The following is a 21,186-nucleotide window of genomic DNA, read 5'->3' on the forward strand; positions in this document are numbered from 1 at the left end:
TTTTTAAAATTTCTTAAAAAAGCCATTGACGGTCATGTCAAAAATGCCTAAATTTGTACGCTTTTAGAAAAATAAGAAATGCAATTATCAGAACAAGAAATCATTAGAAGAGAAAAGCTGAATAAGCTTACTGAAATGGGGATTAATGCGTTCCCTGCGGATGAGTATATAATTACAGATACTACAGAATCTATAAAACAGGACTTTTCTGAAAGTAAACAGGTGAAGATCGCTGGTAGATTGATGTCCCGCAGAATTCAAGGAAAAGCTTCTTTTGCAGAATTGCAGGATTCTAAAGGAAAAATCCAGGTTTATTTCAACAGAGACGAGATCTGTCCGGGTGAAGATAAAGAACTTTATAATGAAGTATACAAACACCTTCTGGATATCGGTGATATTATCGGTATTGAGGGTGAATTGTTTACCACTCAGGTAGGAGAGAAGACGGTTTTAGTGAAAAACTTTACGCTTCTTACAAAAGCTTTACGTCCGCTGCCTCAGGCTAAAACTGATGAAAACGGAGTAGTACACGATGGTTTTACAGATCCTGAATTAAGATACAGACAGCGTTATGTAGATTTAACGGTAAACCCACAGGTAAAAGAAATTTTCGTGAAGAGAACAAAATTGTTCAATGCCATGAGAACATTCTTTAATGATGCAGGATATTTTGAAGTGGAAACACCAATTCTACAGTCAATTCCTGGTGGAGCAGCAGCAAAACCGTTTATCACGCATCACAATGCATTAGATATTCCATTATATTTAAGAATTGCCAACGAATTATATCTGAAAAGACTGATCGTAGGTGGTTTTGACGGAGTATACGAGTTCTCTAAAAACTTCAGAAATGAAGGAATGGACAGAACTCACAACCCTGAGTTTACCGCTATGGAAATCTATGTAGCTTACAAAGATTACAACTGGATGATGGATTTCACTGAGAAATTACTGGAATTCTGTGCTATCCAGGTAAACGGAACTACAAAAGCTACCTTTGGGGAACATGAAGTAGATTTCAAAGCTCCTTATCCAAGAGTTTCCATGACAGAAGCAATCCTGAAATTTACAGGGTTCGATATCACTGGAAAAACTGAGAAGGAATTATACGATTTTGCCAAGTCTATCGGTATCGAAGTAAATGAGACGATGGGTAAAGGAAAATTAATCGATGAGATCTTTGGTGAGAAATGTGAAGGAAACTTCATTCAGCCGACTTTCATTACGGATTATCCGATCGAAATGTCTCCACTGACAAAGAAACACAGAAGCAAAGAAGGCTTAACAGAGCGTTTTGAATTAATGGTATGCGGTAAAGAAATCGCTAACGCTTACTCAGAGCTTAATGATCCGATCGATCAGAGAGAGCGTTTTGAAGCTCAGATGGCGTTATCTGAAAGAGGAGATGATGAAGCGATGTTTATCGATCAGGACTTCTTAAGAGCGCTGGAATACGGTATGCCGCCAACTTCAGGATTAGGAATCGGTATGGACAGATTAATCATGTTCTTAACGAATAATGCCTCTATCCAGGAAGTATTATTCTTCCCTCAGATGAGACCTGAAAAAGCAACACCGCAAATTGAACTGGGCGAGGATGAAAAAGTAATCCTTGAAATCCTTAATTCTCAGGAAGAGCCAATGGCTTTGGCTGAAGTAAAAGAAAGAAGCCAGTTATCCGGTAAAAAATGGGATAAAGCTTCCAAGACTTTGACAAAAAACAATATTGTGAAAGTAGAGAAAATTGACGAAAATCTTTTGATGAAATTGGCTTAAGATTTCTCAGAAAACATAAATAAAAAAGGTACAGTGCTATGCTGTACCTTTTTCTTTTTTCCATTTCCGGAGCTGTGCCCTGAAGTTTTTAAAGGGAGCTACGGTATTGATATGAATCCACTTCCAAACCGGCCACTGGGCGGGAGTAGTTGCCCATTTTCTCTGTTCCGGAGTGAATAGTGTTTCATCGTCAAGATTTTCTATCCAAGTGATAATTTTATCAACTTGATTTCTCAGCAAGTCTCTTTGCTGTTGTAAACTATAAGAACCGTATTCATGATAAAAAGACTGGTACAATCCTCCCAGGTTATTCCATTTATATTCAGGAGTGGGAGTTTTCACTTCAATTCCTTTGCTTTCATCAGATTCCCATTGTAAAAGGAGGTGAGTCCAACCCAATTGATAGGAAATATTTTGTGATGGAGTTTTATCAACTTCTGGCTGCAAAAGATCTTTGTCCTCTTCTTTGATATCATTAAATTCCTTATCATAGAGCAGATATCTTTTCTTTAGCTCTTCAATGAATTCTGTTTTATCTTTATAACCCTGCATACTTACTATTTTCTCAACTTACTGAAAGAAGCCATCAGATAAAATAAGAAAGGAAGAATAAACAATGAGCCCAGCATCAATGCCCATCCCAATGCGGCGATAGTTTTTTCAGGAGCCATATGTTCCAGTAATGAAAGATGCTGTCCGTTTCCTAATAAAATAATATCCGGATTATGCTGATACGTTGCCGCTACTAAAATCATCACCATCTGGAATCCTGCCAAAGCACGTACAGGAAGCAGCTTCTGACGGTTCATCGCTCTTAGAATAAGCAACAAGGCAATGGTGGCAAAAGCAATCGCCATAATCCCCAAAGGCTTTGAAAATACCCACGTCAAAAGGGGAATATCTGAAATATAAGCAGTTACGAATACCAATATTCCTGTAACCACAACAAAGATCATCGTCTGCTTGGATTTTCTGATCATTAACAAAAGATCGGCCTTATCACGTGTTTCTCTTAATGAAAATATAGAAGCAAGATAAGCACAAAGGGCTACAGTAAATAAGCCCACAGAAACCCCAAACCAGTTCAGCCAGCTGAATACATACAAATCCAGAAAACCTACAGCATCAGGATTGATAGAATGTGAAACCGTAGCAGCAGCAATTAATCCCAAAAAGAAAGGAGTTAAAAGACTCGCATAATAGAAAATCTGGGTATATAAAACCTGCCAGTTATCCTTTACAGCATCATAATGCCTGAACGTAAAAGCTGTTCCTCTTGCAATAATTCCTAAAAGCATTAAGACTAAAGGAATGTGAAGATAAGTAGACATAGTGGTATAAATCTCCGGAAAACCAACAAAAAGGATAACGATGGCAATAATCAGCCACATGTGATTGGCTTCCCAAACAGGAGCAATAGATTCATACATAATCTCATGGGTTTTATGACGGGCTTTTTTATTAGTGAACATTTCTACAATACCTGCTCCAAAGTCAGCTCCGCCCAGAATAATATAAAGACAGATGGATAGCCAGAGAAAACCTATTACAATGTAAATCATGATTTTTTGTTTTTATCGTTAAACTGAGCATCGGTAGGATCGTAAAGCTTCGGTACCATTTGAATCTGTCTCTTTAAAAGGAAAACAAGGATCAATGATAATGATACGAAAATAGCCGTGAAAAAATAGAATGAATACTGTATTCCCGGCATAGGAGTTACAGCGTCAACTGTTCTCATAATTCCATAAATAATCCAGGGCTGTCTTCCTACTTCCGTTACTGTCCATCCGGCTTCCAACGCAATATATCCAAAAGGTGTTGCTATTAAAAATGTTTTCAATAGCCAGTGTTTATTCAGCCATTCTTTTTTGAAGAAGAAAGCATATAAATAAATAGCTCCAATAACAATCATGATCACTCCGAAGAAAATCATGATTTGAAAAGCATAATGAACCACAGCAATCGGAGGCCATTCATCTCTAGGGAAATCCTTAAGACCTTTTACTTCAGAATTGAAGTCATTGCTCACCAGAAAACTTAAAACTTTCGGAATTTTCACTGCATATTTCACTTCTTCTTTTTCCTCATCAGGAATTCCTCCAATCACAAATGAAGCCCCTTTTTCCGTTTCAAAATGAGCTTCCATAGCTGCCAGTTTGATAGGTTGTCTTTCTGCCACCGACTTTGCAGCAACATCACCGCTTAGAGGTGCTCCGAATGCCCCAATCAAAGCAAATCCTACGGCAATTCTAAAAGCTTTGGTATGAAATTCAACATTTCTTTTTCGCATAATCATAAAGGCATGTACTCCAGCTACGGCAAATCCTGTTGCACAAAATGCCGCAACCGTCATGTGAAGAGCCTGCGGAAACCACGCATCATTGAACATTGCTTTTATAGGATCTATATTAAGGTACTGTCCGTTAATATAATCAAAACCGGTGGGAGAATTCATCCATGAGTTGGCTGCTACCACCAGAATTCCGGAAGCCAGCCCGCTTACTCCTACAAGAAATCCGCAGAACCAGTGAAACCATTTATTGAATCTTTCCCATCCATATAAAAAGAAACCGATAGCAATAGCCTCAATGAAAAAGGCTGTTCCTTCCAGAGAAAACGGCATCCCGAAAATCGGACCTGCATGTTTCATAAATCCAGGCCATAGAAGTCCAAGTTCAAAGGAAAGCATGGTTCCTGAAACTGCTCCGGTAGCAAAAAGGATAGCTACCCCTTTGCTCCATGCTTTTGTCAGTCCTTTATATACTTCATTATTGGTCTTTAGATATTTCCAATGGGCAAAAGCCATCAAAAAAGGCATCACCATACCCACACAAGAGAATATGATATGAAAGCCCAGAGAGAGTGCCATCTGAGCGCGTGCTGCTATAAAATCATCCATAATTTCAACTTTTCAGTTAATAAATTTAAGCATAAATTATTGATGTTGAATATGATTTACAACAGTTGCAATTTCAGCAATACCTTTTAATTTTGAATCTTTTATTGGCTTCCTTTTTCTTATGTTTTTAATAAGAAAACTCTACATTTTTTTGACACTTTTTAACTTTCATACCTCGAAAAAAATCACGATATTTGTGAGTCTTTGCATACAGCAGGATTTTTAATTTTTAATATGAGTCAAAAACAATATACAGCTAGTAGTATTCAGGCATTGGAAGGAATGGAGCACGTACGTATGCGTCCTTCAATGTACATTGGTGATGTAGGAGTCAGAGGACTTCACCACTTGGTTTATGAAGTAGTAGATAACTCTATTGACGAGGCATTGGCAGGGTACTGCGACACGATCTTCGTTAGCATCAAGGAAGGAAACGGAATTGAGGTAAGTGATAACGGTAGAGGTATCCCGGTTGATTTCCACGAAAAAGAGCAGAAATCTGCCCTTGAAGTGGTAATGACAAAAATTGGAGCCGGAGGTAAGTTTGACAAAGACTCTTATAAGGTTTCAGGAGGTCTTCACGGGGTTGGGGTTTCGTGTGTGAATGCACTTTCCAATGAGATGATCACTACTGTTTACAGAGATGGAAATGTTTACCAGCAGATCTATTCAAGAGGAAAAGCCCAGACAGGTGTTGAGGAGATTGGTCACAGCGAAAAAAGAGGAACCAAGCAGTTTTTCCAGCCGGATGATAGTATATTTACAGAGTTAATTTACAATTACGATACATTAGCAAGCCGTTTAAGAGAACTTTCTTACCTTAACAAAGGAATTACCATTACATTAACTGATGAAAGAGAGAAATTAGAAGACGGATCTTTCCGTTCGGAAGTTTTCCATTCAGAAGGTGGGTTAAAAGAATTCGTTGCTTACATTGATGGTAACCGTGAGTCTATCATGGAACATGTAATCTTCATGGAAGGAGAAAGAGATGATATTCCTGTAGAAGTAGCAATGCGTTACAATACATCTTTCAACGAAAATCTTCACTCTTATGTAAACAATATCAATACTCATGAAGGAGGAACTCACTTAGCAGGTTTCAGACGTGCTTTAACAAGAACGCTTAAGAAATATGCTGATGATCTGGGTATTCCACAGAAAGAGAAAGTAGAAGTTACAGGTGATGACTTCCGTGAGGGATTAACAGCTGTGATTTCTGTAAAAGTAATGGAGCCTCAGTTTGAAGGACAGACTAAAACAAAACTAGGAAACTCTGAAGTTTCCGGAGCTGTTGATAAAATTGTTGGGGAAATGCTTACCAATTTCCTTGAAGAAAACCCTTCTGAGGCAAAACTGATCGTGCAGAAAGTTGTTTTGGCAGCAAAGGCAAGACAGGCAGCGAAGAAAGCCCGTGAAATGGTTCAGAGAAAATCTCCCATGGGAGGTTCTGGTCTTCCAGGTAAATTATCTGATTGCTCTTCTAAAGACCCGGCAGAATCTGAAATCTTCCTTGTAGAGGGAGATTCCGCAGGGGGTACGGCTAAGCAGGGAAGAGACAGACACTTCCAGGCTATCCTTCCTTTAAGAGGTAAAATTCTGAACGTAGAGAAATCTATGCTTCATAAAGTATATGATAATGAAGAGATCAGAAATATCTATACAGCTCTTGGAGTTTCTGTAGGAACAGAAGAAGACAGCAAAGCATTGAATATGGCTAAGCTGAGATACCACAAGATCGTTATCATGACCGATGCCGATATTGATGGATCTCACATTTCTACATTGATCCTTACTTTCTTCTTCAGATATATGAAGGAACTTATTGAGAATGGATATATCTATATTGCTCAACCTCCTTTATACCTGTTAAAGAAAGGGAACAAAAAAGTATATGCATATAACGAAAAAGAACGTGAAGAGTTTACTCTAGACATGGCTCCGGATGGTAAAGGAGTAGAAGTACAACGTTACAAAGGTCTTGGAGAAATGAACCCTGAACAGCTTTGGGAAACTACATTGAATCCTGAACACAGAATTCTTAAACAGGTAACCATTGATAATGCAGTGGAAGCAGACAGTATTTTCTCTATGCTGATGGGGGATGAGGTTCCACCAAGAAGAGAGTTTATCGAGAAAAATGCGAAATATGCCAAAATTGATGCATAAACGTTTTTAAAAATATAACAAAAAAAGCTTCTAATTATTTAGAAGCTTTTTTTATATTTGGATAAACCAAAAAAACAATAATATGTTAACTCTTTTACAAACAGACCCTTACAACGGGGCAGATGCGGCTTCTGGAGCAGTAGCTGCAGGATTGGGGATCGGAACGATGTTCTTCGGCTTACTTTGCTATATTTTCTACGGATATTGCATGTACAAAATTTTTCAGAAAGCAGGAAGACAAGATGCCTGGGCTGCCTTTATTCCTATTTATAACACCATTGTATTGCTGGAAATTGTGAAAAAACCAATTTGGTGGATCATTCTTTTCTTTATTCCACTGGTAAACATTTATGCATGCTGGGTTGTATATGACAGACTAGCCAAAGGCTTTGCCAAAGAAACTCCTCTTTACACGATTCTCATTCTCCTTTTCGGATTTATTTTTATTCCTTTATTGGGACTCGGAAGTGATCAGTTTGATAGTAAACTGGTCCCGAATGATTAAAAAAGAAACAAAAAAATTAAAAGACTTCATTTTTGAGGTCTTTTTTATAAATAATTTTAAGCTGTAGAATTTATTGTACTTCTTCCTATTATTAATTCTACATTATTTAAATTGCATGAATTGTAATTTATTTTAAATTTGAAATGAAGATAATATGAAGTTTATCCCTTCATGCCACAGAATAGGTACACCCTTCTCCCAATATAGAATGAGTATAAATATTCTGTTTTTAACTTTTCAAAATTAATGATGAAAAGTTGATAATGTGTTCATTTTCTTATAGGTACATTTAATATAGTACTTTTTTAAGTAATAGGTTAAGGCTTCACATGTTGAAGCCTTTTATATTTTTTTTAACAGTTATTAAGATTTTATTATTTTTGTATCATCTTAATAACTATGATGAAAATATTAGTCTTGGGGGCTTTATCTACCGCCTCATTGTATTTCGCACAGAGCTATCCTGCCTCTGCCATTCCTGAGAATTTAAAGAAAAATGCTAACGTTGTTATACGAAAAAAATTTACAACGGTTCAGATCAACAAAGTTGATGAAATAAAATACCAATATAATACTGTGACTACAGTTTTAAATAAAGATGGTGATGAACGAGCTGTAGCGTATATACCTTATGATAAAGCAAAAAGTATTTCTAATATAAAAGTTACGATTTATGATGAAGCAGGAAAAAAGGTTAAGAGCTTTTCAAAGTCGGATTTTAAAGATTTTGCTAATAATCCTCAGGGAGTTTTCTATTCTGATAACAGAATTCTGGTATTTTCTTACACATCAGTTCAGTATCCTTATACTGTTGATTTTTCTTATGAAAGCGAAGATAAGAATACGATCTTTATTCAGGATTTTGTACCGTTTCACTCTATTAAAATGTCTTTGGAAGAGGCTCAGTTCAAAATCATTAATACATCAGGAATTGAACTGCGTACCAAGATATACCCTTCAAAGTATAACTATGCGTCTGTTGTAGAAAGCGGAAGTGAAAATGATAAGACCTATTCCTATAAAAATGTACCTGCCATTGATGATGCTTTTATGATTCCGGAGCCTGTTAAAATCTTACCTTCAGTAAATTTTGCTTTAACAAAATTTAACCTGGCAGGAAAACAAGGGACTTTAAATAACTGGACGGATTTTGGAACCTGGTATTATAAAGATCTGATAGAACCAGTTTCGGTATCTACTCCGGCTATTAAAGCTGAAGTAACATCCTTACAATTACAGGGATCTGTAGAAGATAAAGTAAAGAAAATTTATCAGTACATGCAGAACAAAACCCGATATATCGCTGTAGGATTAGGAATTGGGGGCTGGCTTCCTATGCAGCCGGATGAAGTCCACAAAAAAGGATATGGAGATTGTAAAGCATTAACGAATTATATGAGAATTCTATTGAATGAAGCAGGAATTCCATCTAAATACTGTGTGATCAATTCCAGTTCCTCACAGGTTTCTTTTGATCCCGAATTTCCTTCTATGGGAGGAAATCACGCTATTCTGATGATCCCGACTGAAAAAGGAAATATCTGGCTTGAAAATACTTCTCAACAAATAGCCTTTAATCATTTAAGCTATAATACCACTGACAGGAATGTGCTTGCTGTAACTCCGAAGGGAATAGAACTTATCAATACACCAGTTTATAAAGCTGAACAAAATAAAGAAAAACAAATATTGCGAGTTAACCTTAATGAGGACAACAGTATTATCGGGACTGGAAATTTTTCCTATACGGGAAATCAATATGATTATAATCTGAGGTTTGCCAGTCTTAATCCCACTGAAAAAAATGATGCGGTAAAAGAGAGGTTTAATGTTTTAAATTTTGAAAAGGTTGAGATGAAAAATTTTAACAATGACAGAGATAATGCTGTTATTACCTACGACCTTGATTTTAAGACCAATAATTTCTCCAAAAAAGCTGGAAACAGCCTTCTATTCAGATCTGTGCCTATTTTTAATGATGCTGTCTTTAAAACTGATGAAACCCGCGAGCTTCCTTTTGAAGTCGGTATGTCTTATGAGGACGAATATGAAATTGCTTATGTACTTCCTTTGGGGTATAAGGTGGATGAAACTCCTGATAATTCAAGCATCACTTCTGAATTTGGATCTTACAAACTAAGTTTTGTTAAAAGTGAAGGACAGGTAAAGGTGGTCAGAAAAGTACAGATCAATAAAGGATTATATCCAAAAGAAAAATACAACGATTATATAAGTTTCAGAAAAAAGATTCTGAATATGGATAATTCGAAAATTTTAATAACAAAAATATAACCATGAAAAAAATTATAGTATTGCTTTTTTGCTCTGCCAATACCATATTGATCAGTGCTCAGAAGAAATATGAATTTCTGAACCCTCCCAAATTTAATGAGGCAGATCTGTCAAAAGCAAAATCTTTATTAGATGAAAATGCTCCTGCCGAAATTTTATACAAATCTGCTTATTTTATGGTGGATTCCAATACAGGAAATCTCCACAAAAGATATTTTTACAGAGTGAAGATTTATAATAAAGATAAAGCCGAAGACTGGTTGAATCTTGAAATTCCTATTTATAATGTTGGAACCAACAGAGAATCACTGGGAAAGTTCAAAGCTTTTACCTATAATCTTGAAAATGGAGTTACAGTTCCAGTAAAAGTGGAAAAAAGTTCTCAATATAAGAGTAAAGAGAATAAATATGTTACTTTAACAAAATTTGCTTTTCCAAGTGTGAAAAATGGATCTGTCATAGAATATCAATATGAAATTATATCTCCGTTCCGCTTTATGATTCCAGAGGTATTGATAGAATCTGATACTCCTTCACTGAATACAGAATATGTTTTTGATACACCCATCAATATGTCTTATAATGTAAACTATACGGGAGGAATCAGTCCTAAGTATAGAGAAATGGAAGAAAGATATCTGTATGGTGCTCAATATAAAACCTATAGATTTGCTTATGAGAATTTGACTGGTTTTAAAACTGAAAAATTTGTAAGAAACGATAGAAATTTCAGAACAAAAATCAGTGCTGAGCTAAATTCTACTAATTTCGGCGAGCTTAAATTGTATTCATCTTCATGGGATCAGATTGCAAAGAGACTGTATGATAGTGATGATTTTGGAGGTGAAATAAAAAGAACAAAACTGGCAAGAGAAAATATTCCGGCAGGAGTTTCGGAAATGAAAACAGATCTTGAAAAAGCCAATGCAATATTTTCATACGTTCAGAAAACCTTTACATGGAATAAGGATAAAGGGGTTTATACAGAAGACGGTATCAAAAAACTTTTGGAAACTAAAACCGGCAACGCCGCAGAAATTAATCTTTTCCTTGTTATGATGCTTCGCGAAGCAGGTCTTAAAGCTGATCCGTTGATTATTTCTACGGTAGAGAACGGATTGATCAATATGGTGTCCCCTAATATTTCCAATATGAACTTTGTTTTGGCAGCAATTGATATAGATAAGCAGCTGCATATTTATGATGCTACCTCCAAACAATCTTCATTGGATGAAATACCTCTAAAAAACTGGAATCAATATGGAATCCTTGTGACTAAAGATAAGGCTTTGCAGATTCAGATGTCCAATGTAAAATCAAGCAATACTTATCTTACAGCGAATGCCAAAATCAATGATGACGGTAGTATTTCCGGTACCTATTCGGATAAAGATACAGGTGCATACGCGATGTATGCTAAAGACAACTACGATGATAACGCAGAAAAATACAAGAAGCAGTATAAAGAAAACTTCTCAATGGATTTCACGGATATCAATTCGAAAGTGTTGGAAAATGGCGACTTTGAAAGCACGATGAAATTCTCTTCGTCCAACCTTATTGACAGAGTAGGGAAGAAAATGATTATTAATCCGATGCTGTTTTTAAGTAAAAACTCTAATGAATTTGATCAAACCGAAGTAAGAAAATATCCAATTGATTTTGGATCACCCATAACCAGAACAAAAAAGGTCATTCTTGAAATTCCTGAAGGATACAAGATAGAGGAAATGCCTAAAGAAAAAAGGATCGTTACAGAAGATAAAGAAATAGCATATACTTATTCTGTAGAACAAAAAGGAAATATACTGGAGGTGACTACAACTACCAAAATTGGGAGTTCAGACTACCCGAAAGAATATTACCCTGCATTCAAACAAATCTGGGGCGTTGCTTCTAAATTTGAAAATCAGGTAATCAGTCTTGTAAAAAAGTAATAGTTAAAAGGATTTAAATAAAAAAATATTTTTTTTTCAAAAACCATTCATCTTTTGAATGGTTTTTGTATTTAATACCCCAAAAATAGAATTATGAAAAATACGATTGCTGTTATAGCATTATCTTCTTTCTTAGCTGTTACTGCCTGTAAAAAAAATGAAACAGCAGGATCAGCAGAAAAAATAGAAAACAAAGCCACTGAAGAATTTGTAGTAGACTCTGTGAAAGTCAATGACTCTACAAAAATTACGGATTCTTTAAAAGTGAGCTTTACTTCAAAGCTTTTGGTTTTTCCAACTTTAAAAGATAAAAAACTGTTAGACAGCATCTATTTCCAGAATGAAAAGATTAAAGATTTTTCCAAAGCTGGTCTTCAGGCTTATCTGGATAATGAAAAAACTAGTTATTTCAATTCTGTAAAAAATGATAATAAAGACTGGGTTTCAGATGTTACTTATGCTCAAAACTGGTATTCAAGCTCGCATATGAATCTTATTTCTAATTCTAACGGTTATATGCATATTCAGTATCTGGGAAGCGGGTATGAAGGAGGAGCACATGATAACTACGGATTTTCCGAAAGGGTTTTTGATCTTAAAAACAACAAAAAATTAGAACTGAAAGACATTACTTCAATGCCTAAAAATAAAATTGAAGCCATTCTGATGAAAAATATTGATAAAATAAATAGTGGTACAATGGATGGTGACGGAGAAGTGAAGAACTCAGAAATGCTTTTAGTGGATAAAATTCCGGCATCAGACAACTTTTATTTTGATGATAAAAACCTGTATTTTCACTACAGTCCGTATGAAATTGCTGCTTTTGCTGCCGGAGACATTACAATTCCGGTTTCATGGGAAGATCTGAAAGGTACATTAAATACAGAATTTAAAGAAAGAATGAAAATTAAGTAAATTAATGCTTCCAGTTTTGGAAGCATTTTTTAATTTTGTGGTAATGGACAAAGTAGCTTTTATTATCAATCCTTTTTCGGCCAAAAAAAATTATCAGCCGTTTTTAAACGAACTTAAAACAAAGGTTAATAACCCATTGTACTATGTGTCAGAATCTATTCCAGGAACAGATGAATTTATTCAGTCCCATTTTGAAGAGGTTGATATTTTTGTGGCCATCGGAGGGGATGGTACTATTTCTACAGTAGCCAAAAATCTTATTTACACAGATAAAATTCTGGCAATTTTTCCCGCAGGTTCAGGAAATGGATTTTCCAATGAAACACAATTCAGTAAAAATCTGGATGAACTTTTAGAAAAAATAAAAGCTAAAAACTCCCGAAAGATTGATACTTTTACGGTAAACGACAGGCTATCCATCAATGTTTCGGGAACAGGATTTGACGGTAAAGTGGTTAAGGAATTTGAAAAAACAAGCCGTGGATTCAAAAATTATATCAAAGTTTCCCTGAAAACCTTTTTCAATTATAAACCTATCAAGGTGAAATTTTTTGATGAAGAATATCAACAGTACAATGGAAGGTATCTGATGATGAACATTGCCAATACCCGTCAGTTTGGTAACAATGCCTATATTGCTCCGAAAGCCAGTAAAAGTGATGGACTGGTTGACATGGTTTTGGTAAAAAAGTTTCCACTTACTTATTCAGCACTTTTTGCTTTCCGAATGTTTACTAAAAGACTGAAAGATGATGAATATGTAACCTATCTTCCAGTCTCTGAAATATCATTTAAGGTGAATACCAAAAACTGGCATCTGGACGGTGAATTCAATAAGATCAAATCACCAATCCATGTTAAAGTTCAACCTGCGAGTTTAAGTATTTTGATTTAAAGCTTTATGGTACTGGATGCAGGTTAATTTGGTTTCGGATTTACTCGTTGCTGTTTGTTGGGTTTCAGGTTAGGTGTTACACACAACCTTGAACTTTGAACCTTGATTCTTTCCCCAATTCCTGCGACCTAAACCTGCCATCTGCAATCTCTTTATACTTCCAGTTTCTTTTCCACTTCAGCCGGATGATCCAGGCAGTATTGAAGTTGCTTTTTATCAAGCTGTTTTTCCCAGTTGGCAACTACTACGGTAGCTACAGAATTCCCAATTACGTTGGTCAGAGCTCTGCATTCGCTCATGAACTTATCAATTCCAAGAATCAAAGTCATTCCTGCAATCGGAATCTCAGGAACTACTGCCAATGTTGCGGCAAGGGTAACGAATCCGGCGCCTGTAACGCCAGCTGCCCCTTTTGAACTTAGCATAGCCACCAAAAGAAGCATCAGTTGTTTTTCGATAGGAAGATGAATATTTAAGGCCTGCGCGATAAAGAGAGAGGCCAGGGTCATATAAATATTAGTTCCGTCTAGATTGAAAGAATATCCGGTAGGAACCACAAGGCCTACAATGGCGCGTGAACAACCTGCCTTTTCAAGTTTTTCCATAATTCCGGGCAAAGCAGATTCTGATGAGCTTGTACCCAAAACGAGAAGTAGTTCTTCTTTAAGATAGAAAAGGAGTTTGAAAATATTAAATCCGTTATACCATGCTACCGCTCCCAATACCAGAATCACAAACAGGATTGATGTAATATAAAATGTACCTACCAGGAATATAAGATTCAGAACAGAATGTAGTCCATATTTACCGATCGTAAAAGCCATTGCTCCGAAAGCACCTATCGGGGCCAGTTTCATCAACATATGAACGATCTTAAATACCGGAGTTGATAGATCCTGTAAAAAATCGGTTACTTTCTGGCTCTTTTCTTTTGTTAAAACCAAAGCAACTCCCATTAAAATTGCTACCAAAAGTACCTGAAGAATATTTTCACCCACCAACGGACTAAATAATGTCTCCGGAATAATATTCATAATGAATCCCGTAAGTGTTGATTCATGAGCTTTTGCCTGATACTGTGAAACATCACCCGAAAGAGTAGAAGGATCAATATTTAAACCATGACCCGGTTGAAGAATATTTCCTACTAATAACCCTATGATAAGAGCCAGAGTTGAAAAGGTAAAAAAATAGATCATTGCTTTGATTGCAATTCTGCCAACTTTTTTCAAATCGGTCATGTGGGCGATTCCTAACGTAAGCGTAATGAAAATTACCGGAGCGATAATCATTTTTACCAATTTGATGAATCCATCTCCCAAAGGTTTCATCTTTTCTCCTAACTCAGGATAAAATTTTCCAAGAAGAATACCTGCAATGATGGCGATAATCACCTGGAAATAAATCTGATTGTGTATTTTTTTTGCTTTCAAAGAACAGTCGTTTTGTTTTTTTAAGGGCGAAAATTAAGAAAATTTATCTAAAAACATGACAAAAGTCATTGAAAAGAATCTGTAGCGCGGGTTTTCTAAAATGCTTAAAAAAGCCTGGACTTCATTCGGAGAATGAAGCCCAGGCTGTATTTGTTATTTTTGTATAAGTATTATTCTACTGCTACAGAATCATCTCCACGGCCATCAGCGACAGCATGAATATTTCCGTTTTCATCAAGGACAATCATTTCTGTTTTACCAATATATTTTGTCTTTTCAATGATGTAATTCTTGCTTTTCAGTTCAGAAATAGTGCTTTCCGGGAAATTGTTTTCCACGGTGATAGTTTCTGGTAACCATTGATGGTGGAATTTGGGTGCATTCACCGCAATATTCGCATTCAGTGTAAAATCCACTACATTCACAATGGATTGATACACTGAAGTCGGTATTGTAGTACCTCCGGGAGTTCCCACAACCATATAAGGTTTTCCGTTTTTAAGGATGATGGTTGGGGTCATCGAAGAAAGCATTCTCTTGTTGGGCTGTATTGAATTGGCCTCTCCACCCACAGCTCCGAACATATTCGGTACACCGGGTTTGATAGAGAAATCATCCATTTCATTATTTAAAAAGAATCCGGCTCCTGAAACAAGAACTTTACTTCCATAGTATCCATTAAGTGTGGTGGTTACAGAAGCGGCATTTCCATCTTTATCCAATACGGAAATATGAGTAGTCTGCATAGATTCTTTAGGTTGTTCTATAATCTTACCGACTTCTGCACTTGGAGTTGCCTTATCAAAACTGAAGCTTTTCCATCTTCCTTTCAGATATTCATCCGAGATCAGATAAGAGGTTTTATCCTGAATAAAATCCGGATCACCCATATATTCTGCTCTGTCGGCGTAAGCCCTTCTTTCTGCTTCAGTCATGATCTGAACTGCTTTTGTAGAGTTTTGCTGATACTTTTCAAGGTTTTCAAAACTAGCCATTCTGAGCATCTGGGCAAGAAGAACTCCGCCGCTTGAAGGCAGAGGCATCGTGACAACATTGCTTCCTTTATAATCAAATTCCAGCGCTTTTCTTTCAGCAACTTTATAATTTTTAAGATCTTCAAGAGTGATGATTCCGTTTCCTCTTTTCATTTCGGCAACTAAAAGATCAGCCGTTTTTCCTTCATAAAAACCTTTAGCACCTTGTTTCTGGATCAGTTTCAATGTCTCAGCTAAGTCTTTCTGAACCAAAAGATCTCCGGCTTTCCACGGAGTATCTTTTACAAAAATGATCGAAGATTTATTATGCTTCTGGAATTTTTCTCTTTGATTATTCAGCATTTCCGCTTCCTTGTCGGTAATGGCAAATCCTTTTTCGGCAAGATCAATAGCAGGCTGGATGATTTTTTCCATAGGAAGCTTACAGTACTTCAGAGTAGCAAAGAATCCTGCTACACTTCCGGGAATACCTACGGCCAGTCTTCCGTTCTGGGAAAGATCAGTATCTGCTTTTCCTTTTTTATCAATATACATGTCTCTGGAGGCTTTTTTAGGAGCAGTTTCCCTGTAATCCAGCGTAAATTTTTCACCGTTATTTTTTACACCTACCAAAAATCCGCCACCTCCGATATTTCCTGCCTGAGGATAAACTACAGCAAGGGCGTATTGTGTTGCAGTAACGGCATCATAGGCATTTCCTCCCATTTTTAAGATTTTAGCTCCCGCTTCACTGGCTAACGGGTGTGCAGAGACGACAACACCTTTCTTCTTTACCTGTACTTCTTTGATAATATTGATATCGGTGAACTGAGCCCAGCTTAGCTGAGCTGCCAAAAGCATCGAAGCAATTAAAATCTTCTTCATATGATTGTTTTTTGTTTACAACAAAATTATTGAATTTTCAGTTAATCACAGCCTGATGATCATTGCATTTGATTTTTTCTTTCATTGAGATTATCTAATTGAAATATCTGTAGTTTGTCAGGGCTATGTTTTTTAAATACACCTTTTTTATTATGGTTGGCATGTTTTTTTTACTTTTGTACAATTCTAAAAAAAATCTGAAAAATGGAATCCTATACGGAAAGAATACTGATTACAGGTGCCTTGGGACAAATTGGTACCGAACTTACGAACAGACTTGTTGAAATTCACGGAGCGGAAAACGTTGTTGCTTCAGGATTGGACAGATGGCAGGAAGGAATTACTTCTGCCGGACACTACGAAAGAATGGACGTTACCAATACTCAATTGGTAAGACAGGTGATTCATGATTATGAGATAACGACAGTGTATCACCTTGCTTCACTTTTATCCGGAACTTCGGAAAAGCAGCCTGTTTTTGCGTGGAAGCTGAATCTTGAACCACTGCTTCATTTTTGTGAAATGGCTAAAGAAGGACTTCTTAAAAAGATCTTCTGGCCAAGTTCTATCGCGGTATTTGGAAAAGGAATTCCAAAGCATGAGGTAGGACAGGATGTGGTATTGAATCCAACAACTGTTTATGGGATCTCTAAAATGGCAGGGGAGAAGTGGTGTGAATACTATTTCGACAAATATGGTGTGGATGTAAGAAGTATCAGATATCCTGGATTGATCTCATGGAAGACTCCTGCGGGAGGTGGAACTACCGACTATGCTGTTGAGATTTTCTACAAAGCGATTGAAGACGGAAAGTATACAAGTTTCATTTCCGAAAATACAGGAATGCCGATGTTGTATATGGATGATGCCATTAATGCAACCTTGAAATTAATGGATGCTCCAAAAGAAAGTTTGACAGTTCGTTCTTCTTATAATTTAGGTGGAATGTCATTTACTCCAAAAGAATTGGCAGAAGAAATCACAAAAGAAATTCCGGATTTTACGATTGATTATAACCCGGATTTCAGACAGGCAATTGCAGATTCATGGCCGGCATCTATTGACGATTCAGTAGCGAAAAAAGACTGGGGTCTGACTTATGATTTCGGAATTTCGGAAATGACAAAAGATATGATTAAAAATCTGAAAGTAAAATTAGGAAAGGATTAATAATATAAAGTAATACTTTAATTATTCTTGATTTTAACATCTGATTTTTAATATATTATAGAATTTATATAAACTTTAATTTAAATGGTATTATTAACTTTTAACATCACTTGTATTGAGGCTGAAGTAAAAAACGGCTCTCAAATTACTGATGAAGAGCGATTGAAAATCACCGAAGATAATACCAAAGCGATTCTTAGAGTTTTAGATATTCATGATATCAAATCAAGTTTTTTTGTAGAGGTTTCTCTTACCGAAAAACTTCAGAATTTAATAAAAGCAATTTCATCCAAAGGGCATGAAATTGCTTTTTATAATAAAGGATCAAATCCTGAAGAAATAGAAAATGCCAAGAAGAATATTCAGGATCTTTTGGAAAAACAGATCAGAGGAATTCGTCAGAAAGATGTAAAAGTTGCTCAGGAAACTTTAAAGCTGATGGAATTTAATTACGTCTCCAATATCGATAATGCCAATATTCTTTTTCCTTTTAAAAGACTCAAAAGAGATACCGAAATTACAGAAGAGGATGGTTTAAGTATTGTCCCTGAAAGTATTTCTCCGTACAGTCAGCTTCCTTATAATGATTTCGTGTTTCAGATCCTGCCGATGAAATATTACCAGAACATGGTGCTGGAAACTTTGCAGAATGAAGAATTTGTACTGATCTATCTGAACACATGGCAGTTTACAGATTTCAAAAAATACCGTTTTGATATTCCTTTTTACCGGAGCTTATTTTCGGGCAAAAAAATGGAGGACAAGTTAGATGCCCTCCTTACTTTTCTCAATGACAGGGAAATGGCTACTTCCCGTATGAAAGATTATATTTTTTAGTGATAGGTAGCAGATATTAGGTTGTAGGGATTAGGGAGAGAATTCAAGGTTTAATTTTGTGTAGTTGTAACTCGCAACCAAACAATTTGCAAATAATAACTCGAACCCCGAATCTCGCATCCCGAAACCCGCACCTCTAGCTCAACTCAAAAAGCGTAATTTCCGGCAGTACACCCACTCTTCCTGGGTATCCTAATACACCAAACCCTCTGTTTACATATAATAGTTTCCCTTCACTTTCGTATAAATCAGCCCATTTTGGATACTTGTATTGTACGGGTGACCATTTTACGTTTTTAAGATCTAAACCAAACTGCATTCCGTGGGTATGCCCTGAAAGAGTTAAGTGGATATTTGAAGGGTGCTTTTTAACCACATAATCAAAATGAGTAGGGTCGTGGCTCATCAGAATCTTCGTAGCGGATTCTGGCACTCCTTTTAAAGCATCATCTATTCTTCCGAATTGAGGAAATGGTTTTAATCCCCAGTTTTCTACTCCCAGAATGTATAGTTTTTCTCCGTTTTTTTCAATGACTCTGTGTTCGTTTCTCAGCATGTCGAAACCAGCTTGTTTTTCATAGCCGATTAAGGTGTCAAGGTTTTGTTTTTTAGCTGCAGGTGATTCCCAGGTCACGTAATCTCCGTAATCATGGTTTCCTAGCACGGCTAATTTTCCGTCTTTGGCCTTAATTTTTGAAAACAAGGGAATAAAAGGTTTGAACTCGTCTGCAACATTGTTCACCATGTCTCCGGTAAATAATACCAGATCAGGTTTCTGTTCGTTGATCAGGTTAATCGCATGCTGTAATTTGTCCGGATCTGAGAAGCTCCCGCTGTGAACGTCTGAAATCTGAATGATTTTATATCCTTTAAAGCTTTTCGGAAGGTTAGCAAAATTTACTCTTACTCTTCTTACTTTATGTCTGTACTTTCCAAACGTAATTCCGTCTATGAAAAGAGCAGAAAGTACTCCGCTCATTCCTAATCCAACCAGACTCAGGAACTTTCTTCTTTCCGGGAAGAAATTCTCGGAGGGTTTGGCGAAGCCGATTAAATAACCTCCGGTTCTGATGATATCATCAATTAATAAAAACAGAACTACGAAAATTTTAGGAAGGATAAAGATCAAAAATAAGGAAATCATGATCTGGGTTCTTGCCATACTTCTATCTGATCTCTGATAGTGAGTGACTTCGTAAGCGAAAATCCCGTACACAACCAAAGAAATTATCCAATATCCGATTCTGATCCAGAAATTATCGGTAAGTGTTCTGATGGCCTGATAAATATACACTTCCAAAAAAAGGAAGATTCCGGCGATGATTAAAAAATTCTTTTGCATGTCTGATCAAAAAAAGCACAAAGAATAAACTTCCCTGTGCTTTTATATTTTAATGGTTTAAATATTACTTTTTAGGAAATCTATAAACGATAGCATTGATGTTCATTCCGGCACCTACCGAAGTCATTACAATGTTACCATTATCTTTAAACGATTGACCTTCCATTTTTCCTTTAATTATTAAATCATACATAGTAGGAATTGTTGCTACAGAAGTATTTCCAAGATCCTGGATCGTCATAGGAGAGATGGCATGATCGTATTCTTTTACATCATAAAGTCTGTGAAGTCTTTCAATCATAGCATAATCCATTTTAGCGTTTGCCTGGTGAATTAAGATTTTGTCTATATCTTCAATAGAAAGACCGGCATCAGTAATGGTATCCTTGATCGCAACCGGTACATTTTTTAGAGCGTATTCATAGATTTTTCTTCCTAACATTCTTACATATAGGCGTTTTTGATCTACTTCTTTATTGATGGAAGGTTGGTTTTCAAGATAATTTAATTCAGGTCCGTTGTCACAAATCGTGTTGTGGGCAATAATCCCTACATTCTCTTCATCTGTTGCTTTTACTACTACAGCTCCTGCACCGTCTGCAAAGATCATTCTGTTTCTGTCATGTGGATCTGTTACTCTGCTTAAAGTTTCCCCTCCTATAACAAGAATTGTTTTAGCTACTTTAGCTTTAATAAGGTTATCCGCCAAAATCATAGCTTCCACCCATCCCGGACATCCGAAAAGCATATCATATGTTACGCATTTTCTGTTTTTGATTCCCAGTTTATTCTTTACTCTCGCTGCCATTGTAGGCATAAAATCAGCATATCCGTGTTCTGTAACTTCCCCGAAATTGCTTGCATAGATGATATAATCCAGTTGTTCGCCGTCTACTTTTGCATCCTCAAGGGCGATTTTTGCAGCTTCATAACCGATTTGTGAATTGGAAAGATCATCCTCAATGAATCTCCTGTTTTCGATTTCTGTAATCTCTACAAATTTCGCAATGGTCTCTTCCACAGGCTTTTCAATCTTTACTCCGTCTTCAGTATAAAACTCGGAATTCATGAAGTAATCTCTACCAATAACTCTGTTCGGAATATAAGATCCAGAGCCAATAATGATCGTATTCGGCATTCGTTTATATGAT

At 36.3% G+C, this 21,186-nt stretch carries 16 protein-coding genes; 9 read left to right on the top strand and 7 right to left on the bottom strand.

Going from position 1 to position 21,186, the window contains the following annotated elements; translation table 11 throughout:
* Nucleotides 1-78 precede the first annotated feature (78 nt).
* Nucleotides 79-1,776, top strand: a complete 1,698-nt coding sequence (gene lysS, locus PZ898_RS24105; RefSeq protein WP_277694444.1) for a lysine--tRNA ligase — start codon at nucleotides 79-81, stop codon at nucleotides 1,774-1,776.
* Between the two features lie 36 nt (nucleotides 1,777-1,812).
* On the opposite strand, the gene PZ898_RS24110 is transcribed toward lysS, so the two are convergent.
* From PZ898_RS24110 to PZ898_RS24120, 3 genes are read right to left on the bottom strand one after another with little or no spacing between them, the layout of a single operon-like run.
* Nucleotides 1,813-2,328, bottom strand: a complete 516-nt coding sequence (locus tag PZ898_RS24110; RefSeq protein ID WP_277694445.1) for a ClbS/DfsB family four-helix bundle protein — start codon at nucleotides 2,326-2,328, stop codon at nucleotides 1,813-1,815.
* A 5-nt stretch (nucleotides 2,329-2,333) separates the two neighbouring features.
* A complete protein-coding gene (locus tag PZ898_RS24115) occupies nucleotides 2,334-3,338 on the bottom strand; it encodes a cytochrome d ubiquinol oxidase subunit II (RefSeq protein ID WP_277694446.1) in 1,005 nt (334 codons plus the stop codon).
* Nucleotides 3,335-4,678: a cytochrome ubiquinol oxidase subunit I gene (locus tag PZ898_RS24120; RefSeq protein WP_062670923.1), complete on the bottom strand. Its 1,344-nt coding sequence runs from the start codon at nucleotides 4,676-4,678 to the stop codon at nucleotides 3,335-3,337. Before PZ898_RS24120 ends, PZ898_RS24115 begins: the two co-directional genes overlap by 4 nt.
* Nucleotides 4,679-4,912: 234 nt before the next feature.
* On the opposite strand from PZ898_RS24120, the gene gyrB reads away from it, so the two are divergent.
* From gyrB to PZ898_RS24150, 6 genes are all read left to right on the top strand, one after another.
* Nucleotides 4,913-6,847 (top strand): DNA topoisomerase (ATP-hydrolyzing) subunit B, encoded by a 1,935-nt coding sequence (gyrB, locus tag PZ898_RS24125; RefSeq protein ID WP_062670921.1) that lies wholly within the window; start codon nucleotides 4,913-4,915, stop codon nucleotides 6,845-6,847.
* A gap of 82 nt (nucleotides 6,848-6,929) precedes the next feature.
* Nucleotides 6,930-7,352 (top strand): DUF5684 domain-containing protein, encoded by a 423-nt coding sequence (locus PZ898_RS24130; RefSeq protein ID WP_277694447.1) that lies wholly within the window; start codon nucleotides 6,930-6,932, stop codon nucleotides 7,350-7,352.
* A gap of 399 nt (nucleotides 7,353-7,751) precedes the next feature.
* Nucleotides 7,752-9,644: a DUF3857 domain-containing protein gene (locus PZ898_RS24135; RefSeq protein ID WP_277694448.1), complete on the top strand. Its 1,893-nt coding sequence runs from the start codon at nucleotides 7,752-7,754 to the stop codon at nucleotides 9,642-9,644.
* Between the two features lie 2 nt (nucleotides 9,645-9,646).
* Nucleotides 9,647-11,581, top strand: a complete 1,935-nt coding sequence (locus tag PZ898_RS24140) for a transglutaminase-like domain-containing protein (RefSeq protein WP_062670917.1) — start codon at nucleotides 9,647-9,649, stop codon at nucleotides 11,579-11,581.
* Nucleotides 11,582-11,674: 93 nt separating this feature from the next.
* Entirely contained in the window at nucleotides 11,675-12,499 is an 825-nt protein-coding gene (locus PZ898_RS24145) for an RsiV family protein (protein ID WP_123278004.1), read from the top strand.
* A gap of 43 nt (nucleotides 12,500-12,542) precedes the next feature.
* Nucleotides 12,543-13,394, top strand: a complete 852-nt coding sequence (locus PZ898_RS24150) for a YegS/Rv2252/BmrU family lipid kinase (RefSeq protein WP_062671591.1) — start codon at nucleotides 12,543-12,545, stop codon at nucleotides 13,392-13,394.
* Nucleotides 13,395-13,546: 152 nt separating this feature from the next.
* On the opposite strand, the gene PZ898_RS24155 is transcribed toward PZ898_RS24150, so the two are convergent.
* The gene (locus PZ898_RS24155) at nucleotides 13,547-14,827 is read right to left on the bottom strand and encodes a dicarboxylate/amino acid:cation symporter (protein WP_277694449.1); all 1,281 of its coding nucleotides are present in this window, start codon (nucleotides 14,825-14,827) and stop codon (nucleotides 13,547-13,549) included.
* A 170-nt stretch (nucleotides 14,828-14,997) separates the two neighbouring features.
* Nucleotides 14,998-16,686 (bottom strand): gamma-glutamyltransferase, encoded by a 1,689-nt coding sequence (gene ggt, locus PZ898_RS24160; protein ID WP_277694450.1) that lies wholly within the window; start codon nucleotides 16,684-16,686, stop codon nucleotides 14,998-15,000.
* A 204-nt stretch (nucleotides 16,687-16,890) separates the two neighbouring features.
* Here ggt and PZ898_RS24165 point away from each other — a divergent pair, with 204 nt between their 5' ends.
* Nucleotides 16,891-17,856 (top strand): NAD-dependent epimerase/dehydratase family protein, encoded by a 966-nt coding sequence (locus PZ898_RS24165; RefSeq protein WP_062670908.1) that lies wholly within the window; start codon nucleotides 16,891-16,893, stop codon nucleotides 17,854-17,856.
* Nucleotides 17,857-17,940: 84 nt separating this feature from the next.
* Nucleotides 17,941-18,693, top strand: a complete 753-nt coding sequence (locus PZ898_RS24170; protein ID WP_277694451.1) for a polysaccharide deacetylase — start codon at nucleotides 17,941-17,943, stop codon at nucleotides 18,691-18,693.
* A gap of 136 nt (nucleotides 18,694-18,829) precedes the next feature.
* Here the strand turns inward: PZ898_RS24170 and PZ898_RS24175 are convergent, their stop codons facing one another.
* Both PZ898_RS24175 and PZ898_RS24180 read right to left on the bottom strand, forming a co-directional pair.
* Complete coding sequence (locus PZ898_RS24175; protein ID WP_277694452.1) at nucleotides 18,830-20,035, bottom strand: metallophosphoesterase; 1,206 nt, start codon at nucleotides 20,033-20,035, stop codon at nucleotides 18,830-18,832.
* Between the two features lie 64 nt (nucleotides 20,036-20,099).
* Complete coding sequence (locus tag PZ898_RS24180; RefSeq protein WP_062670902.1) at nucleotides 20,100-21,173, bottom strand: ketoacyl-ACP synthase III; 1,074 nt, start codon at nucleotides 21,171-21,173, stop codon at nucleotides 20,100-20,102.
* Nucleotides 21,174-21,186: the final 13 nt, after the last annotated feature.

The sequence above is a fragment of the Chryseobacterium sp. WX genome (genome assembly GCF_029542485.1).
In the GTDB taxonomy this organism is placed as follows: domain Bacteria; phylum Bacteroidota; class Bacteroidia; order Flavobacteriales; family Weeksellaceae; genus Chryseobacterium; species Chryseobacterium cucumeris.

Excerpts from the sequence above, each read along its gene's own strand:
- lysS (WP_277694444.1), top strand. The coding sequence starts at position 79 with ATGCAATTATCAGAACAAGAAATCATTAGAAGAGAAAAGCTGAATAAG.
- PZ898_RS24110 (WP_277694445.1), bottom strand. The coding sequence starts at position 2,328 with ATGCAGGGTTATAAAGATAAAACAGAATTCATTGAAGAGCTAAAGAAA.
- PZ898_RS24115 (WP_277694446.1), bottom strand. The coding sequence starts at position 3,338 with ATGATTTACATTGTAATAGGTTTTCTCTGGCTATCCATCTGTCTTTAT.
- PZ898_RS24120 (WP_062670923.1), bottom strand. The coding sequence starts at position 4,678 with ATGGATGATTTTATAGCAGCACGCGCTCAGATGGCACTCTCTCTGGGC.
- gyrB (WP_062670921.1), top strand. The coding sequence starts at position 4,913 with ATGAGTCAAAAACAATATACAGCTAGTAGTATTCAGGCATTGGAAGGA.
- PZ898_RS24130 (WP_277694447.1), top strand. The coding sequence starts at position 6,930 with ATGTTAACTCTTTTACAAACAGACCCTTACAACGGGGCAGATGCGGCT.
- PZ898_RS24135 (WP_277694448.1), top strand. The coding sequence starts at position 7,752 with ATGATGAAAATATTAGTCTTGGGGGCTTTATCTACCGCCTCATTGTAT.
- PZ898_RS24140 (WP_062670917.1), top strand. The coding sequence starts at position 9,647 with ATGAAAAAAATTATAGTATTGCTTTTTTGCTCTGCCAATACCATATTG.
- PZ898_RS24145 (WP_123278004.1), top strand. The coding sequence starts at position 11,675 with ATGAAAAATACGATTGCTGTTATAGCATTATCTTCTTTCTTAGCTGTT.
- PZ898_RS24150 (WP_062671591.1), top strand. The coding sequence starts at position 12,543 with ATGGACAAAGTAGCTTTTATTATCAATCCTTTTTCGGCCAAAAAAAAT.
- ggt (WP_277694450.1), bottom strand. The coding sequence starts at position 16,686 with ATGAAGAAGATTTTAATTGCTTCGATGCTTTTGGCAGCTCAGCTAAGC.
- PZ898_RS24165 (WP_062670908.1), top strand. The coding sequence starts at position 16,891 with ATGGAATCCTATACGGAAAGAATACTGATTACAGGTGCCTTGGGACAA.
- PZ898_RS24170 (WP_277694451.1), top strand. The coding sequence starts at position 17,941 with ATGGTATTATTAACTTTTAACATCACTTGTATTGAGGCTGAAGTAAAA.
- PZ898_RS24175 (WP_277694452.1), bottom strand. The coding sequence starts at position 20,035 with ATGCAAAAGAATTTTTTAATCATCGCCGGAATCTTCCTTTTTTTGGAA.
- PZ898_RS24180 (WP_062670902.1), bottom strand. The coding sequence starts at position 21,173 with ATGCCGAATACGATCATTATTGGCTCTGGATCTTATATTCCGAACAGA.